General features: G+C 63.5%; 22 protein-coding genes. 7 read left to right on the top strand and 15 right to left on the bottom strand.

Annotation, left to right across the window (positions count from 1 at the left end; translation table 11 throughout):
* Positions 1-27: 27 nt before the first annotated feature.
* From NKJ23_RS24880 to gcvA (NKJ23_RS24870), 3 genes are all read right to left on the bottom strand, one after another.
* Positions 28-1,458, bottom strand: coding sequence for a hypothetical protein (locus NKJ23_RS24880; RefSeq protein ID WP_352683076.1), 1,431 nt, complete (start codon positions 1,456-1,458; stop codon positions 28-30).
* A 170-nt stretch (positions 1,459-1,628) separates the two neighbouring features.
* Positions 1,629-2,933 (bottom strand): nicotinate phosphoribosyltransferase, encoded by a 1,305-nt coding sequence (pncB, locus tag NKJ23_RS24875; protein WP_254815847.1) that lies wholly within the window; start codon positions 2,931-2,933, stop codon positions 1,629-1,631.
* A gap of 192 nt (positions 2,934-3,125) precedes the next feature.
* Positions 3,126-4,100, bottom strand: coding sequence for a transcriptional regulator GcvA (gene gcvA, locus NKJ23_RS24870; RefSeq protein WP_352588631.1), 975 nt, complete (start codon positions 4,098-4,100; stop codon positions 3,126-3,128).
* A 181-nt stretch (positions 4,101-4,281) separates the two neighbouring features.
* Between gcvA (NKJ23_RS24870) and speB the strand changes: the two genes are divergently transcribed.
* From speB to NKJ23_RS24850, 4 genes are all read left to right on the top strand, one after another.
* Complete coding sequence (gene speB, locus NKJ23_RS24865) at positions 4,282-5,343, top strand: agmatinase (protein ID WP_352449470.1); 1,062 nt, start codon at positions 4,282-4,284, stop codon at positions 5,341-5,343.
* Positions 5,344-5,478: 135 nt separating this feature from the next.
* On the top strand, positions 5,479-6,288 hold the full coding sequence (locus NKJ23_RS24860) for a transporter substrate-binding domain-containing protein (protein ID WP_352683038.1): 810 nt from the start codon (positions 5,479-5,481) through the stop codon (positions 6,286-6,288).
* A gap of 6 nt (positions 6,289-6,294) precedes the next feature.
* A complete protein-coding gene (locus NKJ23_RS24855) occupies positions 6,295-6,963 on the top strand; it encodes an amino acid ABC transporter permease (RefSeq protein WP_352683035.1) in 669 nt (222 codons plus the stop codon).
* The gene (locus NKJ23_RS24850) at positions 6,960-7,607 is read left to right on the top strand and encodes an amino acid ABC transporter permease (protein WP_023722520.1); all 648 of its coding nucleotides are present in this window, start codon (positions 6,960-6,962) and stop codon (positions 7,605-7,607) included. The genes NKJ23_RS24855 and NKJ23_RS24850 overlap by 4 nt, the downstream gene beginning before the upstream one ends.
* Before the next feature lie 16 nt (positions 7,608-7,623).
* Here NKJ23_RS24850 and NKJ23_RS24845 read toward each other — a convergent pair whose 3' ends face one another.
* Positions 7,624-9,027: an MATE family efflux transporter gene (locus tag NKJ23_RS24845; protein ID WP_352683033.1), complete on the bottom strand. Its 1,404-nt coding sequence runs from the start codon at positions 9,025-9,027 to the stop codon at positions 7,624-7,626.
* Positions 9,028-9,260: 233 nt separating this feature from the next.
* On the opposite strand from NKJ23_RS24845, the gene NKJ23_RS24840 reads away from it, so the two are divergent.
* On the top strand, positions 9,261-9,842 hold the full coding sequence (locus tag NKJ23_RS24840) for a histidine phosphatase family protein (protein WP_352683074.1): 582 nt from the start codon (positions 9,261-9,263) through the stop codon (positions 9,840-9,842).
* Positions 9,843-9,856: 14 nt separating this feature from the next.
* Here the strand turns inward: NKJ23_RS24840 and NKJ23_RS24835 are convergent, their stop codons facing one another.
* The 9 genes from NKJ23_RS24835 to gcvA (NKJ23_RS24795) all read right to left on the bottom strand — a co-directional run bounded on the left by NKJ23_RS24835 (position 9,857) and on the right by gcvA (NKJ23_RS24795) (position 19,794).
* Entirely contained in the window at positions 9,857-11,443 is a 1,587-nt protein-coding gene (locus tag NKJ23_RS24835; protein ID WP_352683031.1) for an FGGY-family carbohydrate kinase, read from the bottom strand.
* Entirely contained in the window at positions 11,440-12,123 is a 684-nt protein-coding gene (locus NKJ23_RS24830) for an HAD family hydrolase (protein WP_352455927.1), read from the bottom strand. The genes NKJ23_RS24835 and NKJ23_RS24830 overlap by 4 nt, the downstream gene beginning before the upstream one ends.
* Before the next feature lie 15 nt (positions 12,124-12,138).
* Complete coding sequence (locus tag NKJ23_RS24825) at positions 12,139-13,617, bottom strand: mannitol dehydrogenase family protein (RefSeq protein ID WP_352455926.1); 1,479 nt, start codon at positions 13,615-13,617, stop codon at positions 12,139-12,141.
* Positions 13,618-13,688: 71 nt separating this feature from the next.
* Entirely contained in the window at positions 13,689-14,459 is a 771-nt protein-coding gene (locus NKJ23_RS24820; protein ID WP_352683029.1) for an L-iditol 2-dehydrogenase, read from the bottom strand.
* Positions 14,456-15,460, bottom strand: a complete 1,005-nt coding sequence (locus tag NKJ23_RS24815) for an ABC transporter ATP-binding protein (protein ID WP_352683027.1) — start codon at positions 15,458-15,460, stop codon at positions 14,456-14,458. Before NKJ23_RS24815 ends, NKJ23_RS24820 begins: the two co-directional genes overlap by 4 nt.
* 65 nt (positions 15,461-15,525) lie before the next feature.
* A complete protein-coding gene (locus NKJ23_RS24810) occupies positions 15,526-16,350 on the bottom strand; it encodes a carbohydrate ABC transporter permease (RefSeq protein WP_352683025.1) in 825 nt (274 codons plus the stop codon).
* 11 nt (positions 16,351-16,361) lie between these two features.
* Positions 16,362-17,234 (bottom strand): carbohydrate ABC transporter permease, encoded by an 873-nt coding sequence (locus NKJ23_RS24805; protein ID WP_352683023.1) that lies wholly within the window; start codon positions 17,232-17,234, stop codon positions 16,362-16,364.
* A gap of 114 nt (positions 17,235-17,348) precedes the next feature.
* Positions 17,349-18,659, bottom strand: a complete 1,311-nt coding sequence (locus NKJ23_RS24800; protein ID WP_352683022.1) for an ABC transporter substrate-binding protein — start codon at positions 18,657-18,659, stop codon at positions 17,349-17,351.
* A gap of 223 nt (positions 18,660-18,882) precedes the next feature.
* Entirely contained in the window at positions 18,883-19,794 is a 912-nt protein-coding gene (gene gcvA / locus NKJ23_RS24795; protein WP_352683020.1) for a transcriptional regulator GcvA, read from the bottom strand.
* 110 nt (positions 19,795-19,904) lie between these two features.
* Here gcvA (NKJ23_RS24795) and NKJ23_RS24790 point away from each other — a divergent pair, with 110 nt between their 5' ends.
* Positions 19,905-20,090: a hypothetical protein gene (locus NKJ23_RS24790; protein ID WP_352683019.1), complete on the top strand. Its 186-nt coding sequence runs from the start codon at positions 19,905-19,907 to the stop codon at positions 20,088-20,090.
* Between the two features lie 22 nt (positions 20,091-20,112).
* Here NKJ23_RS24790 and NKJ23_RS24785 read toward each other — a convergent pair whose 3' ends face one another.
* Positions 20,113-21,072: a sugar-binding transcriptional regulator gene (locus NKJ23_RS24785; RefSeq protein WP_352683017.1), complete on the bottom strand. Its 960-nt coding sequence runs from the start codon at positions 21,070-21,072 to the stop codon at positions 20,113-20,115.
* 260 nt (positions 21,073-21,332) lie between these two features.
* Between NKJ23_RS24785 and NKJ23_RS24780 the strand changes: the two genes are divergently transcribed.
* Positions 21,333-21,965: an HAD family hydrolase gene (locus tag NKJ23_RS24780; protein WP_352683015.1), complete on the top strand. Its 633-nt coding sequence runs from the start codon at positions 21,333-21,335 to the stop codon at positions 21,963-21,965.
* A 21-nt stretch (positions 21,966-21,986) separates the two neighbouring features.
* Here NKJ23_RS24780 and NKJ23_RS24775 read toward each other — a convergent pair whose 3' ends face one another.
* Positions 21,987-22,754, bottom strand: coding sequence for a class II aldolase and adducin N-terminal domain-containing protein (locus NKJ23_RS24775; RefSeq protein WP_352683012.1), 768 nt, complete (start codon positions 22,752-22,754; stop codon positions 21,987-21,989).
* Between the last annotated feature and the right edge of the window lie 34 nt (positions 22,755-22,788).

Here is a 22,788-nt window from a genome sequence, read left to right as displayed (position 1 = left end):
TCGATTGACGGGCATCGCACACCTCGTTCATCCGGCGCTCGGCGTCGCAAGCAGCCATAGGCCGAGGACGGTGTAGGCGATCATCAGCACGGTGAGCGGGAACTGGCTGAGCGCGGCGCGAGCCGGAATGGCGTGCAGCCGCCAGGCCAAGCCATGGGCGACAAGCACAGCAAGCATGTGGCCGGCTATGATGACGCCGGCCTGGAGGTTCCACAGCCACCACGCCGAACCGGCACCGGCGACGACGCCGGCTTCAATTGACATGTCGGCGGTACCGAACAGGTTCCAGCCCAGCGCAAACGGGTCGGAGAGAGCGGCAATCGCATATTGGCCGTCGACCAGCAGCGCCGTCAGATAATGCGCGAAGTGGTAGGCGAGCGCGATCGGTACGATCGACCAGACCAAAAGCCCGGCGGCGTGACCGAGCGAATGCTTGCTGCCGGCAAGGTGCTGGCCAACAAAGACGGCGAGCGCGAACACGGCCGCAAGCACGGCAAAGCTCAGCACAAGGCCGAAACTGCCGATGCCGATCAAAGCGGTGCGTCCAGGAAACTCCAGCGGATTGATGCCGAACCAGCCTAGCCAGAAGAAGGTTTTCGACAGGCCGTCGAAGGACACAGACGACAGCGCAAGCAGCAGGAAAGCGACGCCGCTGAGCGGTAGCGGCGCGGCACCAAGCAGCTTGGCGCCCGGCCAGCAGAGTTTTAGCCGGCCGTCTGCACTACGTTCGACGATGGCGAAGCGCGCCACCATGGAAAAGAACACGGTCAGGAACTCACCGCGCAGGGTCCAGTCGCGGTAGCCGAAGACCTGCATGGCGGCGAAGCTCAGCAGCCAGTAGAGGCCGGCGGCCCAGGCCAGCCGCGCCGGATCGTCGGGCGCAGGGTCGATCAGCTCGAACCAGGCGAAGGCGAAGAACAGCAGGAAAGCCGGCCAATAGCCGAGCCGTTGGGGGAGCAGATACGGCTGCGTTCTGCCGGACAGGCGCGAGACGACGCGGCACGGCCCGTACCAGGGATTGAGCCAGGACCAGAGATCGCCGCCGAGCCCTTGCAGCAGGGCCAGCCCAACCCAGAGCAATGTCCATACGGTCAACGGCAGCGGATTGGAGAGCGGATCGCGGCTGCCGAACAGACCGGCGGCAATGAGGATTGCAAAGCCGGCAAAGGATGTCAGGCCGACGGCAGTCTGCGCGCCGTCACCGAAGGTGAACAGCGGCAGGCGCTTGCGCCAAAAGCGGTCGAGGGAGTCCGGCGGGAGTAGCGCCAGGATAAGGAAGCTGGCGGCAACCGCGAGCGCGCCGCCGGCGACGTAGTAGCCGGTGGGAAGGAGCAGGACGTGGCCGCGGTCGGAGGCATGGGCGAAGGCGGGCGTGGGCAAGAATGCAAAGGCAACAATGACGAGAGCTAAACTGTAACGACGGCGCTCTACGGCGCCCCCCTCTGTCCTGCCGGACATCTCCCCCACTTGGGGGGAGATCGGCAGTTCCGCCGCCGGCTCTCCTTCTGCAACTTTGGTGATTGGCGAAACCGGCAATGAGGGCGCAATCTCCCCTCTCGTGGGGGAGATGTCCGGCAGGACACAGGGGGGCGCGAAGGAACTCGTGTTATCCAAGAGTTCCCCCACCCTCACACCTTGACCAGCTGCTCCACGCGATCCTTTTGGCCAAATATGCGCAAATAGCGCTCGATCTCTTTCTCGTCGCCTGTCGACTTGGCCGGATTGTCGGAAAGCTTGACCGCCGGCCTGCCGTTGGCTTCGGTGACCTTGCAGACCAGCGAGATGGCGTCTAGCCGGTTGGTCTCGGTCGGCGCGCAGCCCTCGAAATCGTTGGTCAGGTTGGTGCCCCAGCCGAAGGACATGCGCACCTTGCCGCGGAAGTGGCGGTAGGTTTCCTCGATGGTCTCGACCTCCAGCCCATCCGAGAAGATGAGCAGCTTCTGCTTGGGGTCCTTGCCCTTTTCGCGCCACCAGGAAATGATTTTCTCGCCGCCTTCGATCGGCGGCGCGCTGTCGGGGCGGAAGCCGGTCCAGTCGGCGACCCAGTCCGGTGCATCGCGCAGGAACGCCGCGGTGCCGAAGGTGTCCGGCAGTACGATCAGCAGGTTGCCGCCGTAGTAGCGCTGCCAGTCCTGCAGCACGTTGTAGGGCGACTGTTTCAATTCCTTTTCCGAATTGGTGAGCGCGGCGAACACCATCGGCAGTTCATGCGCATTGGTGCCGAGCGCCTCGAGATCGTTGTCCATGGCGAGCAGCACGTTGGAGGTGCCGGTGAAGGCCTCGCCGATGCCCTCCTTCAACGCTTCGACGCACCAGCGCTGCCACAGGAAAGAATGACGGCGGCGGGTGCCGAAATCCGAGATGCGGATGCCGGGCAGCGCCTTCAGCCGCTCGGTCTTGGCCCACATCTTGGCCTTGGCGCGGGCATAGAGCACGTCGAGCGCGAACGGCCCGAACGCCCGCATGGCCGCGCGAGATCGAAGTTCATTGATAATTGCCAGCGCCGGGATCTCCCACAGCGTCGTGTACATCCACGGACCGCTGAAGGCGAGTTCGTATTGGCCGTCGCGCTTGGAAAGCTCGTATTCGGGCAGCCGGAAATTTTCCAGCCAGGCGAGGAATTCCGGTTCGAATATCTGCTTGCGGCCATAGAAGGTGTTGCCGCCGAGCCAGATCATCTCTTTCTTAGAGAAGCGCAAGGTGCGGGCATGGTCGAGCTGCTCGCGCAGCTCCGTCTCGTCGATCTCCTCGGCAAGGCGGACCGAGGTGGTGCGGTTGATCAGCGAGAAGGTGGCGTCGACCTTGGGATACATGCCCCAGATCATCTGCAGCATCAGAAGCTTGTAGAAATCGGTGTCGAGCAAGCTGCGGACGATCGGGTCGAGCTTCCAGGTGTGATTGTAGACGCGCCGCGCTATATCGGTCTTTGCCATCGCTCAATGCGCCTTCGCTGCTCGCTCTAGCTTTTGTCTAGCGCAATTCCGGACGGAAAACCGCTGCGCACTTTTCCTGGAATTGCTCCAAATGCCTCTTAGCATCGAATTTTTGAACGCGCCTCCCGCTTTGCGGGCTGGCCCGACAAAAAGAAGCCCCTGCGGCAAGCGGCGCCTACGGCAGTTTCGGCCTCAGGAAGCGGTCTTGGCGCCGACCACCTTGAGCGCCGGACGCTTGCGGCGAGTGCCGATGCGGCCCGCCACCGGCGCGTCGGCGCGGCGGTCGGCCTGCTCTTTCTCGGCAAACAGCCAGTCGATGAACAATTGCACGATCGGCGCCGACCGCATCTCGTTGCGGCAGACGACATAGAAATCGTCGACGGCCGGCACGGAAAGACTGAACGGGGCGACAAGCAGGCCCCTGGCGAGCAGTCCGCTTGCCGTCACCGTATCGCCGAGCGCCACGCCATGGCCGTGGACAGCGGCCTCGGTCGCCATGCGCGCGTCGCCAAGATGGTGGCGGCGGCCGCGCTCCAGGTCCAGCGCGTCAGCGGCGGCCAGCCAGGTATGCCATTCGCGGCCGTCGTCGCCATGCAGGAAGACGTGATCGGCGAGGTCGCGGACGGTGCGGATCGGGCGGTTGTTGATCAGCGTCGGGCTGACCACCGGGAACAGTTCGAGGCCCGACCATTTGCGCATCCAGCAGTCGGTCCAGCTGCCGTCACCATAGTGCACGCAGACATCGATATGCGGTGCGCGGACGTCCTTGGCATCATTGGATGGGATCAGCGTCAGCCTGATATCCGGATATTGCGAGGTGAAGCTGCCCAGCCGCGGGATCATCCACAGCAACAGTAGCGCCGGCACGCAGGATACAGAGAGAACGCCGGTGCTGGCCGGCCTCGTCATGCGCTGCGTGGCGGCGGCAATGCCGTCGAAGGCGGTCGACACCGCCGGCAGCAACTCGGCGCCGTGCGGCGTCAGCTTCACCCGCTGACCGGCACGCTCGAACAGCTTGACACCCAACGATTGCTCGAGCGCCTTGATCTGATGGCTGATGGCGCCGTGGGTGACGTTGAGCTCGGCCGCCGCCTTGCTCAGCGAGGCGTGGCGCGCCGTCGCCTCGAAGGCGCGCAGCGGGTTGAGCGGTGGCAAACGCTTGGCCATTTGGACCCTAGGCTCTGTGAGATTTTCTCACAGATAACACACTAACAATATCAATTGATTTTTCAATGCAGCTACGGGACACTTTGCCCAGGCATTGCATCAAGACGTGAAATCTGCAGGCAGCCGACGGCTGCGGCTATCGGGGCCGCTGTCCGCGCCGCACCAGCCATGGAGGACCGACATGGGTTACGACCGCGGCAAGCTCGAAGCGTTGCGCCGCAAATACGGCGAGAGCCATGGCGGCGAAATGTTCGACCCGAAATTCCAGCGTGTCGCCGACAAGATCTTCTCCAAGACCGGCACGCGACTGGCGCCCTATTCCGGCATCCCGACCTTCCTCGCGGCGCCCTATCGTGAAATCGCCGCCGACAATCCGGATTTCGGCGATCTGCAGGTGGCGATGATCGGTGTGCCGATGGATCTTGGGGTCACCAACCGGCCGGGCGCCCGCTTCGGGCCAAGGGCGCTGCGCGCCATCGAGCGCATCGGCCCCTACAATCATGTGCTGGAATGCGCGCCGACGCATGAGCTGAAGGTCGCCGACATCGGCGACGTGCCGTTCCAGAGCCGCTACCGGCTGGAGACCAGCCATGACGACATCGAACGCCGCACCAACCAGATCGTCGACGCCGGCGTCTTGCCCTTGTCTGTCGGCGGCGACCATTCGATCAGCCACCCGATCCTGAAGGCTGTCGGCAAAAAGGCGCCTGTGGGCATGATCCATATCGACGCCCATTGCGACACCAGCGGCCTGTTCGACATGACCAAGTTCCACCATGGCGGGCCGTTCCGCAACGCGGTGCTGGACGGCGTGCTCGACCCGAGCCGCACCATCCAGATCGGGATTCGCGGCTCGGCCGAATATCTGTGGGAGTTCACCTATGAGTCCGGCATGACCGTGGTGCATGCCGAAGAGGTGACCGGCCTCGGCATCCCCGCCATCATCGAGAAGGCGCGCAGGATAGTCGGCGACGGCCCGACCTATGTCTCCTTCGATATCGACAGCATCGACCCGGCCTTCGCGCCGGGCACCGGCACACCGGAAGTCGGCGGGCTGACGACGCGCGAAGTGCTCGAGCTGCTGCGCGGCCTGAAGGGACTCAACATCGTCGGCGGCGACGTCGTCGAGGTGGCACCGCAGTACGACGCGACCACCAACACGGCGCACGCCGGCGCGCAGGTGCTGTTCGAGATCCTCAGCCTGATGGTCTTCAGCCCGGCAATCACCGGCAAGGCGGGCTGACACGCTCGACCATGATCCCGAAGTGGGAACCGGTTTTCGGAGAAGATCATGGTCCACTAGAGAATCCAAAGGCGACCGCCGCGCTGGAGCCGGCGGTTGCACTCAAACAAACAAGCTTCCAGCAGGGGAATGACAATGACACTTCACATGAAGCTCAAATCATCTATCGCCGCCGTGCTGATTCTCGGCGCGACCGGTCTTGGTTTCACCACCCAGGCCGCCAATGCCGACGCGATCGACGACATCGTCAAGGCCGGCGCGATCAATGTCGGCATCTTTTCCGACTTCCCGCCTTTCTCCTCGGCCAGCGCCGACATGAGCATCAAGGGCTACGACATCGACGTGGCGCAATCCATCGCCGACCAGCTCAAGGTCGAGCTCAATCTGGTCAGCGTGACCGGCCAGAACCGCATTCCGTATCTTACCGACAAGCGCGTCGACCTGCTGATGAGCGTCGGCTATTCCAAGGAGCGTGAGCAGGTGATCGATTTCGCCGCCGCCTACGCGCCCTATTACATCGCAGTCATCGGCCCGGCAGCACTTGCGGTCAAAGGCAAGGAAGACCTTGCCGACAAGTCGATCGCCGTCAATCGCGGCACGCTGGAGGACACCTCGCTGACCGAGGCGGCACCGGCCTCGGCCGACATCCGCCGCTTCGACAACTATAATTCCGTCATCCAGGCCTTCATCTCGGGTCAGACCCAGCTGATGGTGGTCGGCAACGATGTCGGCGCCCAGGTGCTCGCCCGGCAGGAGGAACTGAAGCCGGAGCAGAAATTCCAGCTTCTCACCTCGCCCTCGCATATCGGCCTCAACAAGAAGGAAGACCGCCTCAAACAAGCGGTCAACGATGCGGTCGCCAAGATGCTGGCCGACGGCAAACTGGACGAAAGCTCGAAGGCCTGGCTGAAGACACCGCTCGATCCCGCCAATCTCAAGGATTGATCGCCAGTGAGCTATAGCCTCGACTTCGGCTGGCTTGCCGGGGCGACAGGGGCGATCGCGCGCGGCGCGGCCACGACGATCCTGTTGATCACTGTCACCACGCTGGCGGGAACGTTGCTCAGCATCCTCGGCGCCGCAGGGCGGCGGAACGGTCCGCTCCTGCTCAAGCGGGCGATCGGCGTCTATGTCGAGGTGATCCGCAACACGCCGTTCCTGGTGCAGCTATTCTTCATCTTCTTCGGGCTGCCCAGCATCGGCGTCAGGCTCGATCCGGTGCTGGCAGCCATGCTGGCGATGACGCTCAACATGGCTGCCTATACGATCGAGATCGTTGGCGCCGGGCTCGACGCGGTGCCGCCCGGGCAGACGGAAGCGGCACTGGCGCTTGGGCTCAGGCCGCGCCAGGTCTTCATCAAGATCGTGCTGCCGCAGGCGCTCAAGGTGATCTATCCGGCGCTGACCAGCCAGATCGTTATCATGATGCTGGAATCCGCCGTGGTATCGCAGATCGCCGTTCGCGAGCTAACCTATGAAGCCGACATGCTGCAGGCGCGCACGTTCCGGGCTTTCGAGACCTATTTCATCGTGACGATGGTCTATCTCATCCTGTCGATTGGGCTGCGCCGGCTGCTGGTCGGCGGCGGGCGCCGGCTTCTCGGAGCCGGCGTGTCATGATCGAATTCACCTTCTGGGACATTCTGCGCAACCTGCTGCTGGCGGCGCGCTGGACGGTGCTCTTGTCGCTGGCCGCCTTTGTCGGCGGGGCCGTGGTCGGCATGATCGTGCTGTTCTTCCGGATCGCCAAGAATAAATGGGCGCGCCGGTTTGCCTCCGGCTACATCGCGCTTTTCCAGGGCACGCCGCTGCTGATGCAGCTCTTCCTGATGTTCTTCGGCTTGCCGATGCTGGGCCTGCGCATCGAGCCGTGGACCGCGGCGGTGCTTGGCCTGACCTTCTTTGCCAGCGCCTATCTCGCCGAGATCTGGCGCGGCGGCGTCGATGCACTGCCGCGCGGCCAGTGGGACGCCGGCGCCAGCCTCGGCCTGCACTATCTGCAGGAACTCCGGCTGATCATCTTGCCTCAGGCGTTTTCGATCACCCGCGCACCGACCGTCGGCTTTCTGGTGCAGCTGATCAAGTCGACCGCGCTGACGTCGATCATCGGTTTCGAGGAGCTGGTGAGGACATCCAACGCGATCAACAATGCGACCTTCGAACCGTTCAAAGTCTATGGGCTGGTAGCGCTGATCTTCTTCGTCATGTGCTTTCCGCTGACGCAATACGCACGTTCGCTCGAGCAGCGGGCGGCGGCCCGCTGAGCGGGCGACCAGCAATTCAACGCCCGAATACCAGCGGCGGCGCGATCCTGTCACGCCGCAGCCAGCGCACCAGCAGGAGTGCCGCAACCACCGCCAGTCCCGACGACAGGCCGATCCAGATGCCGACGCCGTTGAAGCCGAAACGAAAGGCCAGCAGCACGCCGAGCGGCAGCCCGATGCCCCAATAGCCGATCGCGGCATAGATCATCGGCACCTTGGTGTCGTGCAGGCCGCGCAGCATGCCGCTGGCGACCGCCTGCGCACCGTCAAAAACCTGGAACAGCGCGGCAAAGGCGAGGAACGACACGGCAAGCGCCACCACCTCGGCATTAGCCGGATTGCCCAGATCGATGAAGGCGCCGATCAAGAGATGCGGCCACAGGATCATCACTAGCCCCATCAGCGCCATGAAGGAGACACCGACGACATAGGCGGTCCAGCCAGCCCGGCTGACACCTTCCGGATTGCCGGCGCCATGGGCAAGTCCGACGCGCACCGTCACCGCCTGGTTGAGGCCGAGCGGCACCATGAAGGTGATCGAGGCGATCTGGATGGCGATCGCATGGGCGGCAAGCGAAGCCGCATCGATCAGGCCCATGAGAAAGGCCGCCGCGTTGAAGATCGTCACCTCGAACGCCAGCAGGCCGGCGATCGGCAGGCCGAGCCGCAGCAGGCCCTTGAAGCGCGGCCAATCGGCGCGCCAGAAGCGCCCGAACAGACGATAGCGCCGGAATTTCTTCTCAAGCATCACGACCGCCGCCATGCCGGCGAACATCAACGTGCTGGACAGAGTGGTGGCGAGGCCGGAGCCGGCGATGCCCATCGATTGGATGCCGAGATTGCCGAACATGAACAGCCAGTTGAAGAAGGCGTTGCAGGCGACGGCAACGAAGACGATGATCAGCGCCCAGCCCGGCCGCTCCAGCGCCGAAATGAACGAGCGCAGGACGATGTAGCCGAAAAAGGGCAGCACCGCCCATTCGAGCCAGCGCAGATAGATGCCGGCCTGGTGCGCCAGCGCCGGTTCCTGACCCATGGCCAGCAACACGCTCTCGCCGTGCCAGAGAAGGGCCCATATCGGAATGCAAATGAGGATCGCCAGCCACAGACCCTGGCGCACGGTGCGGCGCAGGTCGCGCACGGAGTGCCGGCGACGGCCGAGCTCGGTCGCCATCATAGGCGAGGTCGCCAGCATCAGGCCGAGCCCGAAGATGAGCGGCATGAAGTAGAGGTTGGCACCAAGCGCACCGCTGGCCAGCGTGTCCGGCCCCAGCCGCCCCATCATCATGACGTCGGTAGCGGTCATCGCGGTCTGGCCGAGATTGGTCAGCACCATCGGCCAGGCGAGCGCCAGCATCGCCCTGATTTCCCGACGCCAAAGGTTTTCCGGCGCGCGAGCGTCGGCTTCGATCGCAGACATTCTAGTTTTCCGCCTATCCGATTGCGGCACGTCGGCAAGAGCCGGAAGCCGCGTCTCAGCGCGGAAAATGGCCAAGATCGGCCGGATTCCGCATTACGACGGGTTTGTCTATCAAATGGGCACCGGTGGCAAGAGGCTGACTTGCGGAAGGGTTAAGCCAGTCGGTTCAATGCAGGCTATTGGAGAGGCTATGGAAGCCGCTATGGTCACGGTGGATTCATTTGAAAGGCAGCCTGATGAGCGCATTTCCCGAAATCTATCTGGTTCGGCATGGCGAGACGGAATGGAGTGCGTCCGGAAAACATACCGGCCGAACCGACATACCGCTGACGCCGGCCGGCGAGGAAGCGGCAAGGCGGATCGCTGAGCGGCTCAAGGGCCTGTCCTTCTCGGCGGTGTGGTCGAGCCCGTCGCAGCGCGCCTTCAACACCTGTGCGCTGGCCGGCTTCGGCTCGTCAGGCGTGAAGAAGGACGATCTGGCGGAGTGGGATTATGGTGCCTATGAGGGATTGACCACCAAGCAAATCCTCGCCGAGCGCCCCGGCTGGCGTCTCTTTCGCGACGGCTGCCCGAGCGGCGAGTCCGCCACGGATGTCGGCTCGAGGGCGGACCGCATCGTCAGCCAGTTGCGCGAGATCGGCAGCAATGTCCTGGTCTTCTCAAGCTCGCATTTCCTTAGGGTGCTGGCCGCACGCTGGCTCGGCCTGCCGCCGCAAGCCGGCGCGTTTTTCGTGCTGGAGACCGCCAGCATAAGCGGGCTCGGCTATGAGCACGACCTTGACGAGCCGGTCATCCGGCGCTGGAACCAGAGATAGCAACCGATCCCGATTTATCGGATCGCGTCCAGCGCCTGCCTTTGCCTGTGCATTTCGAGAAACACGCGGTAGTCGCGGTCGAACCGGCCGGCAGCAGCCGGATTGGGCTCTCGCGTCTTGCCGCCTTGCTGCATGGCGACGCAGGCGGCATTCAAATCGGGAAAAAGCCTGGCCGCGGTGGCGGCAATCATGCCGGTGCCGAGCAGCACCGCCTCGTCCGCCAGCGGCTCGACCACCGTGCAGCCGGTGGCATCGGCATAGAGCTCCATCAACAGCGGGTTCTTGGTGTGGCCGCCGGTGACGTGCAGCGTGTCGATCAGATAGCCGTTCTCGTTCAGCGCTTCCAGCACATGACGGACGCCAAGCGCGATGCTGACGGCGGTGCGCCAGTAGAGCTTGCACAGACTGTCGAAGGAGGCATCCAGCGTCAGCCCGCTGATGACGCCGACGGCATGCGGGTCGGCGAGCGGCGAGCGGTTGCCGTGAAAATCGGGCAGTACGTGCAGCCTTGCGGCGAGGTTGTCGCCCTCGGCGGCGCGCAGCTCGGCGACGCGGTGGGCAATCCTGGCATGCATGGCGGCATCCGGCTCGCCGCCGGCGCCATGCCAGCGGATGATGTGGTCGAGCAGCGCGCCGGTGGCCGACTGGCCACCTTCCGACAGCCACAGGCCGGGAAGGGCTGCGCCATAATATGGGCCCCAGACACCGGCGAAAGGCTGCGGATCGGGCGACATCGCCATGACGCAACTCGACGTACCGGCAATCAGGGCCAGATGGCGGCCGATGTTCGTCGCGTCACCGGCGAAACCGCCGAGCACGCCAAGCGCGCCGGCATAGGCATCGATGACGCCGGCGCCGACCCGGCATTTTTCGGTGAGGCCAAGCTCCGTCGCGGCTTGCGGACCGAGCGGGCCGATATCGGCACCGACCGGGCTTGCCTTTTCCGGCAGGTTGCCGTGCTCAAAGATATCGCCGAGCCCGACGGCTTCGAAGAAGTCGCGCCGCCAGCCGGTCGCTTCATGGGCTAGATAGGTCCATTTGGCGGTCAGCGTGCATTGTGAACGGGAGAGCGAGCCGCTTGCCTTCCAGGTGAGGAAGTCGGTGAGGTCGAATAGATAGCCGGCTTCGTTCCATGTTCCGGGCAGGTTGCGCTTCAGCCACATCAGCTTCGGCGTCTCCATTTCCGGCGACATGACGCCGCCGATATAGTCGAGCACAGCGTGGCCGCTTTCAGTGCATTCGTCGGCCTCGGCAATTGCGCGATGGTCGAGCCAGACAATGGTGTCCCAGCGCCTTTCACCAGTGACGGACACGCTGAGCTGGCCGCCATGCCGGTCTCGCACGACCAGCGAGCAGGTGGCATCAAAGGAGATGCCGACGATATCCTCGGCCCGCACGCCCGCCTTTTCGCGGGCAGCGCGGACGGCCATGCACACCGCCGACCATATATCCTGCGAATCGTGCTCGGCATGGTCGGCCTTCGGCTGTTGCATGGCGATCGGGTGCTCGGCGCGGCCGAGCAAGGCGCCACCGGTGTCGAGAATGCCGGCACGAGCGCTTCCGGTGCCGACATCGACCGCGCAAACGAAACTGTTGGTCAAGGTGTTCTTGCTCTCGCTCCCAGGCCTGCAATCAGATCGGGCAATTGCAGCATGTCAGCGAATATAAAGTCCGGCTCACTCGACGCAAGCCGCGCTTTCAATGCCGGGTTGCCGGTGTGCGAGCCGCCGGTGAAGGCAAGGACGCGCATGCCGGCCGCCCGCGCCGCTTCGATGCCGGCCGGGCTGTCCTCGACGACGAGGCAGTTTCGCGGGGCCGCTCTCATTTTATCTGCTGCATGGAGAAAGAGATCGGGCGCCGGTTTGCCCCGCGCCACCATGGCGGCGCTGAACAAATGCGGCTCCAGCAGCCCAAGCAACCCGGTGACGTCGAGCGCATAGCGGATGCGTTCCAGGGTGCCGGAGGAGGCAACGCAGCACGGTACGCCGAGCCTCGGCAGGACCTGTGCGATACCTGGCATCGGTTTCAGCTCCTCGCGGAATCTGCGCATCAGTTCGGAGCGCATCTCGGTCAGATGCTGGTCGGTGAGATCGAGCCCGAAGTCGCTTGCGAGGATTTCGCGGACGCTCTTCATGCTCTTGCCGAGGAAGTGCTCGTAGGCAATGTCCTCGCTGACGTTGCCGCCGGCAAGCGCGATCATCTCCAGCAATGCCGAGACGGACAGCATCTCACTGTCCACCAGCACGCCGTCACAGTCGAAAATGACCAGTTCAGGCGTCATCGCGCTGGATCGGCTTCAGAGGTCGCCGGCGAGATAGCGCGTCAGTGTCGCGCGCGCGCCGTCCGCCCACAGCAGTCTCAGCGCTTGGCCGAAGGCTTCAGCGAACGGCGGCGAGCGGCCGACATCGCCATAGATGTCCTCCATGGCAAGCCAGGCGGCAGGCATGTCCCTGGCCGCCTTGGCCGTCGCCTGCAACCGGCCCCAGTTCGGGTCGTTGGGCTCGGTGACGGCACCGGAATCCGTCGTGCCGAAGCAGTAGCGACACCAGAGCGCCGATTCCAGTGCAAGGCCGGTGACACTTTTGCCAGCCTTCAGCCGGTCGGCGATGGTCGGAATGATGAATTTCGGCTGGCGGTTGGAGCCGTCGAGGCAAAGCCGGCGTATGGTGTCGCCGATCTTCGGATTGGAGAAGCGGTGCTCGATGAGCTGGTAGTAATCTTCGAGGTCGGTGTCCGGAACCGGCGGCACGGTCGGGATGATTTCGTCATGCTCGAGCTTGTCGAGGAAGCCGCGTACCAGCGGCTCCTGCATCGCCTCATGGACGAAATGGATGTCCATCAGCCCGGCCGGATAGGCGATGGTCGCATGGCCGCCATTGAGGATGCGGATCTTCATCAGCTCATAGGGCGCGACGTCGCTGACGAACTGCACGCCGACCTTTTCCAGCGGCGGGCGGCCGTCGGTGAAACGGTCCTCCAGCACCCATTGCTTGAACGGTTCGCAAAACACCGGCCAATTGTCGTCGAGGCCGAACTCGCTGGAGAGAATGCCGCGCTCGCGGTCGGTGGTGGCCGGCGTGATGCGGTCGACCATGCCATTGGGAAAGGCAACGTTCTCGCTCACCCAGTTTGCCAAACCTTCGTCGATCAGCCGCGCAAGGCCGATGACGCCATCTGAGGTGACGTGGCCGTTATGGGGGATGTTGTCGCAGGACATAATTGTGAAGGGCACGATACCGTCGGCGCGGCGGCGCAGCAGCCCGGCGAGGACGAGGCCGAAGACGGTCTTCGGCGTCGCCCCCGGCTCAGCGTCGGCAACGATGTCGGGATGTGTCGGATTGAAGACGCCGGATGCCGGATCGATGAAATAGCCGCCCTCGGTAATGGTCAGGGAGACGATCTTGATCGCCGGATCGGCAAGCCGCTCGACGATTGCGGCCGCATCGCCCGGCACCAGGAAGTCGATCATGACGCCGGTGACGCGCGCGCTCATATGGCCGCTGTCCTGCTCGACCACGGTGGTCAGCCAGTCCTGCTCCTGCAACTTGCCGCGGCCGACCTTCTCGCCCTCGAAGACGCCAGCGCCAACAATGGCCCAGTCGTGGCCGACACCCGAATTGAACAGGTCGTCGAGATAGACGGCCTGGTGCGAGCGATGGAAATTGCCGACGCCGAAATGCACGATGCCGGCCTTGAGCGCGGCGCGATCATATTTCGGGCCGGCGACCTTGGGCGGCAGCTTGGCGAGGATGGAAGAAGAGAGTTTCACGGTCATCTGCTTTTACCCTTTAGCGGGACGGCTCTTCCCCCCGTGGAGGAGACGGGGGGAAGAGCGCCTTCGCCCCCTCAACTCATCCACTGGCCGCCATCGACATTATAGGTCTGGGCGACGATGTACTCGGCCTCATCGCTGGCCAGGAACACCGCCATGCCGGTGAGGTCTTGCGCCGTGCCCATGCGGCCATAAGGCACGGCTTCGCCGACCAGCCTCTTCTTCTCGCCCCTCGGCCGGTTCTCGAACTTGGCGAACAAGGCATCGACATGGTCCCAATGCTCGCCGTCGACGACACCCGGGGCGATGGCATTGACGTTGATGCGGTGTTTGATCAGGTCGAGCCCTGCCGACTGGGTGAGCGAGATGACCGCCGCCTTGGTGGCGCAGTAGACGGTGACCAGCGCCTCGCCGCGGCGCCCGGCCTGGCTTGCCATGTTGATGATCTTGCCGCCCTTGCCCCGGGCAATCATCGAACGGGCGGCGGCCTGCAACGTAAACAGCGTGCCGGCGACGTTGACCGAAAACAATTTGTCGTAGCTTGCCTTGGTGATCTCGACGATCGGCGCCAGGTCGAACAGGGCAGCGTTGTTGATCAATATATCGAGGCCGCCGGTCCTAGCTTCGACCGCCTTGACCGCCGCATCGATCGACGCGAGGTCGGTGACATCCAGCTTCACCGCGTAAGCGTTGCGGCCGATTTCCGAAGCCGTCTTCTCGGCAGCCTCGAGATTGATGTCGCCGATCGCGACCGTCGCCCCCTCGCGCACATAGGCTTCGGCGAACGCCCTGCCGATGCCGCGCGCCGATCCGGTGATCAGCGCCGATTTACTCTTCAGCCTCATTGCACCATCGCCTTTCCGTCGGCGCCGAAGCGATGCAGCTTGGCCTGATCCGGCGTCAGATAGATCGTGTCGCCGTGATGGACGGCCAGTTCGCCGTCGGCGCGCACCGTCAGCGGACCGACGCCGTCGGCTTGCACATGCAAAAATGTGTCGGAGCCAAGATGCTCGGCGACGCCGACCGTCGCCTTCCAGTCGCCTGATGTCTTTGAGATATTCATGTGCTCGGGACGGATGCCGACGGTTTTGGCGCCATATTTGGCTGCCGGCGCGCCTTCGAGCAGATTCATCTTCGGCGAGCCGATGAAACCGGCGACGAACAGGTTCTTCGGCGTCTTGTAGAGCTCCATCGGCGAGCCGACCTGCTCGATATTGCCGGCGTTGAGCACGACGATCTTGTCGGCCATGGTCATCGCCTCGATCTGGTCGTGGGTGACGTAGACCATGGTCGTCTTGAGCTGGTGATGCAGCTCGCTGATCTCCAGCCGCATGGTGCCGCGCAGCGCCGCGTCGAGATTGGACAACGGTTCGTCGAACAGGAAGGCCGATGGCTGGCGCACGATGGCGCGGCCGATGGCGACGCGCTGTCGCTGGCCGCCGGAAAGCTGGCCGGGGCGGCGATCGAGATAGTTGGTGAGGTTCAAGATGCGCGCGGCGTCCTTCACCTTCTTGTCGATGGTCGCCTTGTCCTCGCCCGCCATCTTCAGCGGGAAAGCGATGTTCTTGGCCACCGTCATGTGCGGGTAGAGCGCATAGGACTGGAACACCATGGCCAGCTTGCGCTTGGCCGGCGCCTCACCGGTGACGTCGCGGCCATCGATGTTGATGGTGCCGCCGCTAGTGTCCTCCAGGCCGGCAATCAGACGCAGCAGGGTGGACTTGCCGCAGCCCGACGGTCCGACGAAGACGACGAACTCACCGTCCTCGATGACCAGGTCGAGACCGGGAATGATGGATGTCGCCCCGAAGGATTTAGAGACGTTCTTGAGCGTGATGTTTCCCATAGTTTCCTCCCCCGAAGGGCTATTTCGTCGTTTGCGTCATGTCCGTTATTTCGCGGCACCGCCCATTATTTTACGGCACCAAATGTCAAGCCGCGCACCAGCTGCTTCTGGCTGAACCAGCCCATGATCAGGATCGGCGCGATCGCCAGGGTCGAGGCGGCCGAAAGCTTGGCCCAGAACAGCCCCTGCGGGCTGGAGAAGGAACTGATGAAAGCGGTGAGCGGGGCGGCCTCGGTGGTGGTCAGCCGGATCGTCCAGAACGCCTCGTTCCAGGCGAGAATGATGTTGAGCAGCATGGTCGAGGCGATGCCCGGCACAGCCATCGGCGTCAGCACATAGATGATCTCGTTCCAGAGCGATGCGCCATCCATGCGGGCGGCTTCCAGGATCTCGCCCGGGATCTCGCGGAAGTAGGTGTAGAGCATCCACACCACGATCGGCAGGTTGATCAGCATCAGCATGACCATCAGGCCGATGCGGCTGTCGAGCAGTCCGGTATCGCGGAAGATCAGATAGATCGGAAACAGCACGGCAACCGCCGGCATCATCTTGGTGGAGAGCATCCACATCAGGATGTCCTTGGTCCACTTGCCCGGCGAGAAAGCCATCGACCATGCCGCCGGAACCGCGACGATCAGGGCCAGAATGGTCGAGCCGACCGAAAGGAAGACCGAGTTGAGGAAGAACTTGAAGTAGCCGCTCTGCGCCTCGACCTCGGTATAGCTCTCGAACGTCCCCGACGGGAACAGGTTGAAGCCCTGGATGGCCTCCTGCTCCGACTTGAACGAGGTGATGATCGTATAGAGGATCGGGAAGAAGATCAGCAGCGCAACGATCCAGGCGGCCGCGGTCGCAATCGTTTTGTGCTGGGTGGTGACTGCACGTGCCATCGTTTCCTCCCTTATTTGTCCAGGTTCTTGCCGACGGCGCGCATGGCGAAGAAGGCGACGATGTTGGCGAGAATGACCGCGATGATACCGCCGGCGGACGCCTGGCCGATTTTGAACTCCAGCAATGCCTTCTGGTAGACGAGGAAGGGCAGGTTGGTGGAGGCATAACCGGGGCCGCCATTGGTGGTGACGAGGATCTCGGCATAGACCGACAGAAGGAAAATCGTCTGGATCAGGATGACCACTGTTATGGCGCGCGACATATGCGGCAGCGTCAAATAGATGAAGCGGCTGATGAAGCCGGCGCCATCCATTTCGGCGGCTTCCTTCTGCTCGCTGTCGAGCGACTGAAGCGCGGTCAACAGGATCAGCGTCGCAAACGGCAGCCACTGCCAGGCGACGATGATGACGATCGCCAGGAGCGGGTGCTGCCCGAACCAGTCGATCGGCTGCCCGCCGAAGAAACGCGCAATGTCGGCGAAGACGCCGTATTGGGGATGCATGATCATGTTCTTCCAGACGAGTGCCGCCACCGGCGGCATGACGAAGAACGGCGAGATGACGAGGATGCGAACGATGCCCTGTCCCCACATCGGCTGATCGAGCAGAAGGGCCAGCAGGGTGCCGCCGATCACCGTGATCAAAAGCACGCTGACGACGATGGTGAGCGTGTTGAGGATCGACTGCAGGAATGCCGGGTTGGAATAGAAAAGCGCGTAATTCGAAAAGCCGACGAAGCCGTCGCGGATCGGATTGAGCGGGTTGTACTGCTGGAAAGAGAACCACAGCGTGAATGCCAGCGGCACAATCATCCAAACCAGCAGCAGCACCACGGATGGCGCCATCATGAAGCGGGCAAGCGAACGGGTCTGCTGAGTAGCCATGACGGTCACCCTTCGAGGTCAGCCAAGTTTTTCAGCGGTGTGAAGCTGGCCGCCCGAACTGGGATTCGGGCGGCCCTTGCCGGCCATGATGGGCTGCCGGCACCGGGAGGAGCCTTATTTGATGTAACCGCCCTCGGTCATCGTCGCTGTGGCGGCGTCCTGCGCCTGTTTCAGGGCATCGTCGACGCTTGACTGGCCGGCAAGTGCCGCCGAGAAGAGCTGGCCGACAGTGGTGCCGAGACCCTGGAACTCAGGAATGGCGACGAACTGGACGCCGACATAAGGCACCGGCTTGACGGTCGGATGTGTCGGATCGGCGGAGTTGATCGAGTCCAGCGTCATCTTGGCGAACGGTGCCGCCTTCTGGTACTCGGGATTGGCGTAGAGCGAGGAGCGCGTTCCCGGCGGAACGTTGGCCCAGCCTTCCTTCGAAGCGACAAGTTCCGCATAGTGCTTGCTGGTTGCCCAGGATACGAACTTTTGAGCGGCGTCGGCTTTCTGGGTGCCGGCGGGGATGGCCAGAGACCAGGCCCAGAGCCAGTTGCCGCGCTTGCCCAAGCCATTGTCCGGCGCCAGCGCATAGCCAACCTTGTCGGCCACGGTGGAGTTCTTCGGATCGGAGACGAAGGAGGCAGCGACGGTGGCGTCGATCCACATGCCGCATTTGCCCTGCTGGAATAGCGCCAGGTTCTCGTTGAAGCCGTTGGACGACGCACCCTCTGGGCCGTCGGCCTTCATCAGATCGACATAGAACTGCAGCGTGTTCTTCCATTCGGGCTGGTCGAATTGCGGCTTCCAGTTCTCGTCGAACCAGCGGGCACCGAAGGAGTTCGACATGGCGGTCAGGAAGGCCATGTTCTCGCCCCAGCCGGCCTTGCCGCGCAGGCAGACGCCGTTCACGCCGTTGGCGCGGTCGGTCATTTTGTCGGCGGCCTGCTTGATGAAGTCCCAGGTCGGCGCATCGGGCATCTTGAGCCCGGCCTTCTCCATCAGGTCCTTGCGGTACATGACGAAGGAGCTTTCGCCGTAGAAGGGCGCTGCGTAGAGCTTGCCGTCGACCGACAGGCCGCCGGCTATGGCCGGGATGATGTCCTTGACGTCGTAATCGTCGCCGAGCTTGTCGAGCGGCAAAAGCCAGCTCTGCTTGGCCCAAATCGGCACCTCGTAGGTGCCGATGGTCATCACGTCGTACTGGCCGCCCTTGGTGGCGATGTCAGTGGTGACGCGCTCGCGCAGGACGTTTTCCTCGAGCGTGACCCACTGCAGCTGGACGTCGGGATTCTTGGCGGTGAAGTCGTCGGTCAGCTTCTGCATGCGGACCATGTCGCCATTGTTGACCGTGGCGATGGTGATAGATTCGGCATGCGCGGCAAAAGCGAGGGCGCTGGCCGACAACAGACCTAGGGTGAGCGTGCGAAGTTTCATCAAAATTCCTCCCGTGAACCAAGCTGAGCATTTGCCTTGGCTATGAGCAATTACTCACTTACTGTGAATTATGTCAAGCCGGATTCGTTGCTGCAGCGCAGCATGCCTATCGCGTGCAGCGGCAAGCCTGGGATGTCTGGCCTGGGATATCTGGGAAGGGCTCGGTCGGGCTCATCGCGCGCCAAAAGCCAGGGCTTCGCTGTCCGGCTGGCTTTGCCTCAGCCTATTGGCAAGCGATCTCGGCCAGGATCCATTCGCGGAAGGCTCGTATCTTTGGCACGTTGCGTCGCGCCGTAGGATAGACCAGCCAATAGGCATGGCCGTCGTCACCGACCAGGTCGAAAGGCTGGATCAGGCGGCCGTCGGCAAGTTCGGTCTTGAACAGCGCCTTGGTGACGATCGCCACGCCCTGGCCGGCAATCGCGGCATTGGCCTCATAGGCCTGCGCGCCCATACTGGTGCCGGGGCGCTTGGCCAATTCCGCGACCGGCAGGCCGGCGGCGGCAAACCAGTCCCGCCACCAGATGTCGCCCGGATCGAGGATCGGCAGCCGCAGCAGGTCGGCCGGCTCGTTGACGCCGCCGATGCTGGCCGCGAGCTTTGGGCTGAGAACCGGCGTGAAATCGGCCCTGAAAAGCATATGGGTCTCGACGCCCGGCCAGTTGCCACCGCCGGAGCGGATGGCGATGTCGATATCCTCTCTGGCAAAGTCGACAACCCTGTTCGAAGTATCGACACGCACCGCCAGCGACGGATGTGCGACCTGGAACGAGCCGAGATGCTGCGCCAGCCAGTTGGAGGCAAAGGTCAGCAGCGTCGAAACGCAAAGCACGCCGTCGGCGCCGGTGCGCGCGGCGGCATAGGCCCCGCTTAACAGCGCGAACGCTTCGCTGACCGCCGGCGCCAGGCGTTGACCGGGTTCGGTCAGCACGATCTGCCTTGGCTGGCGCAGGAACAAGGGCGCGCCGATGCGCTCCTCCAGAAGCTTGATCTGGTAGCTTGCCGCCGCCTGCGTCATGCCAAGCTCCCGGGCGGCCTTGGTGAACGAGAGGTGCCGCGCCACCGCCTCGAACACCCGGATCGCCTGAAGCGGAGGAAGCTGTGAAACCAGCTGTCGTGAATTGAGCTCCGGCATAAGCCCTCCTTATGGGCAGTGATCGACGTTTGATTGGCGGCAGCGGCCGGTCCGACCGATATTCCGTGTTGAAGATCAATTTCGCCTAGAGATAGCGAAGGCTGAGGATCATGACCACGATACAGGAAAAGCTGCTTCCTGCTCCAGCCCATGGCTGGTTTTCACGGTTGGCGCGGGGATTGGCAAGGCACGCGGCGCGCAAACGCGCTTATCTCGACGTCCGGGAACTGCCGCCGCATTTGCAGCGCGACATGGGCTTTCTCGACGGCAACGATCCTTGCGGCCGGCACCAGTAGTGTCGCTCATTTTATCGAAAAATCATGCACCGGCCAGCAAGGCGGCGGCGGTCCGCTCATCGGTGATCAGCCCGTTGACCAGCCGCCGGTTGACGGCGGCGAAGATACCCGGCAGCTTGCGGTCGCCCATGGCAAGCGCGATCACCAGCGACTTTTCGCGCGACGGCAGCGGCGCCGACGACACCCGGTCGTTGGTGATGCCTTCGATCATGCGGCCATCGCGATCGAACACCCAGCCAACGATCTCGGCGACGCCGCCGGCCTTCTGCAGCGCCTTCAATTCAGCCTCCGAAATGAAGCCGTCCTCGTAAAGCGGCGCCTTCGGGCCGAGATCACCGATGCCGACAAAGGTGACGTCGGCCTCGGCCGCAAGCGCCAGCGTCGGCTGGATCATCGGCTGGCTGAGCAGCATCTCGCGCTCCTCGGGCGAGGAAGCGATGACCGGCAAAGGCATCGGAAACGAACGCGCCTTGACCCTGTCGGCCATGGTGAAGATGACGTTGTAGAAGGCGGCGGAGCCGTCCGGCGAGATGTTGCCGGTCAGTGATACCACCTTGTGCTGCGGGCATTCCATCGGCGGCAGCTGCTCGATCGCCGCCTTCAGCGTGCGGCCGGTGCCGATTGCCATGACAATCGGCGTCGGCGACCGCAGCCGCCGTTCGATCTCGGCCGCCGCCGCTTCGGCGACGCCGATGATGGTGGAGGACGAAGAAGGGTCGCTCGGCACCACCTCCACCAGATCAAGCGCAAAGCGCGATTTCAGCCGTGCCGCAAGGTCGAGGCAGTTGGCGATCGGATGGTCGACGCGCACCTTGATCAGCCCTTCGGAGACTGCGAGCGACACCAGCCGCTGCGCCGTCTGCCGGGAGATGCCAAGCGTGGCGGCGATTTGGTCCTGGGTGTTGCCGGCAACGTAATAGAGCCAGCCGGCGCGCGCCGCGTCGTCCAGCCTGTTGCCACCGCTGTCCTGCCGGGAATTCAAGTTCGTGCCTCCCAACTCCGCCAAGCATAAGAGGCGGAGTACCACAGTTTCGCAGGGAATGAAGTTGCGCGCAATTGTCTATTGCAAGAGCAATTGCTTAGGGTCGGGGAGTTGGTGCTTCGAGCGACGCGGCCGTCGCCGGCGCAGCCTCTTCGAAGTAATCCGGGCAGTCGCGGTCGCACTAGATCGGTTCTCGCAGGCGCAGCGGTTTATCTCCCGAGCTAAACGCTTTAAGGGGGTTTTGGAGAATGGAGCCTTGCATGACGCCGAAAGCGGTTTTCTGGGATATGGACGGCACGCTGGTCGACAGTGAGCCGCTGCACGAGGCGGCGCTGATTGCAGCGCTGCACAGTGTCGGCATCGCACCGCCGGCCGACCTGCATGAGCGCGTGCTCGGCATCGCCGCATGGCCGGTCTACGAGATGCTGCGCGACGAGTTCGGCCTCGACCTGCCTTTCGACGACTGGATCGTGCGCAAATACGATCACTATCTGCCGATGGCCGAAACGCTGACGCCACGTACCGGCGCGATCGAGATCTTCAACGAGCTGCGAGAGCTTGGCCTGCCGCAAGCGGTGGTCTCCAACTCGGACAGGCTGATCGTCGATGCCAATCTGCGCGCCGTCGGCCTCGTCTATCCCGGCATGAAGACGGTCAGCCGCAACGACGTGCGCGAAGGCAAGCCACATGCCGAACCATTCCTGCGCGCCGCCTGGCTGGCCGACGTCGACCCCGCCGAGGCCGTGGCGGTCGACGACAGCCGGACCGGCGCCATGGCCGGGCTGGCAGCGGGGATGAAGACGATCTTCTGGCCGGAGGTGCCGATGGAAGGCCCGCCGGGGGCGATCGTCATCAACAGCGCCGATGAATTGCGCGCCGAGTTGGGGCTTTAAGCCACGCCGGTTGAATGAGATTCAATTCCGGTAGGCAGGCTCCTGCTCGTCGAGGATCGCCTTCAGTTCGGACAGGTGGCGTTCGGCCTGGTCGGGATAGTCTTCCTGTTCCCTTGCCGCCTTTTCGGCGATCTCGTCCGACAGTACCCGCAGCGGCCGGCCGGTCCACAGCGCCTTGATATAGGTTTCGGCGGCGCGCTCGAAATAGAACATGCGGTTGAAGGTGTCGGCGACGCTGTCGCCAATGACCAGCACACCATGGTTGCCCATCACCATCACCTTGACCTTCGGGTCGACAAGGAGTTGCGAGCAGCGCTCACCCTCTTCCTCGAAGGCCAGCCCGCCATAATGACCGTCGACGACATGGCGGTTGAAGAAGATCGCCGAGTTCTGGTCGACCGGCGGCAGCGTCGAGTCCGCCAACGAGGCAAGCACGGTGGCATGGATCGAGTGGACATGTATGACGCAGCGCGCATGACGCACATTGCGGTGGATGGCGCCATGCAGGCCCCAGGCCGTCGGGTCGGGCGCATTCGGGCCGGCCAGCGTGTCGGGATCGTTGGCGTCGATCAAAAGCAGGTCGCTCGCCTTGATGCGCGAGAAATGCACCTGGTTGGGGTTCATCAGGAATTGCGAGCCATCGTCGTTGACGGCCAGCGAGAAATGATTGGCCACCGCCTCGTGCATGTTGAGCCTCGCCGTCCAGCGGAAGGCGCAAGCGAGATCGACGCGCTCATCGTAGAATGGCAGGTTGGTCAACGGCTCCTTCTGCAGGCGGGCGATGCTCATCGTAAACCTCCGTGAAAGAGGCAAGGATGCCGCG

Source organism: Mesorhizobium sp. M0184, from assembly GCF_040322215.1.
Taxonomy (GTDB): Bacteria; Pseudomonadota; Alphaproteobacteria; order Rhizobiales; family Rhizobiaceae; genus Mesorhizobium.
Note: the sequence above shows the minus strand (reverse complement) of the source record. Positions and strands in the feature narration are given on the sequence as shown.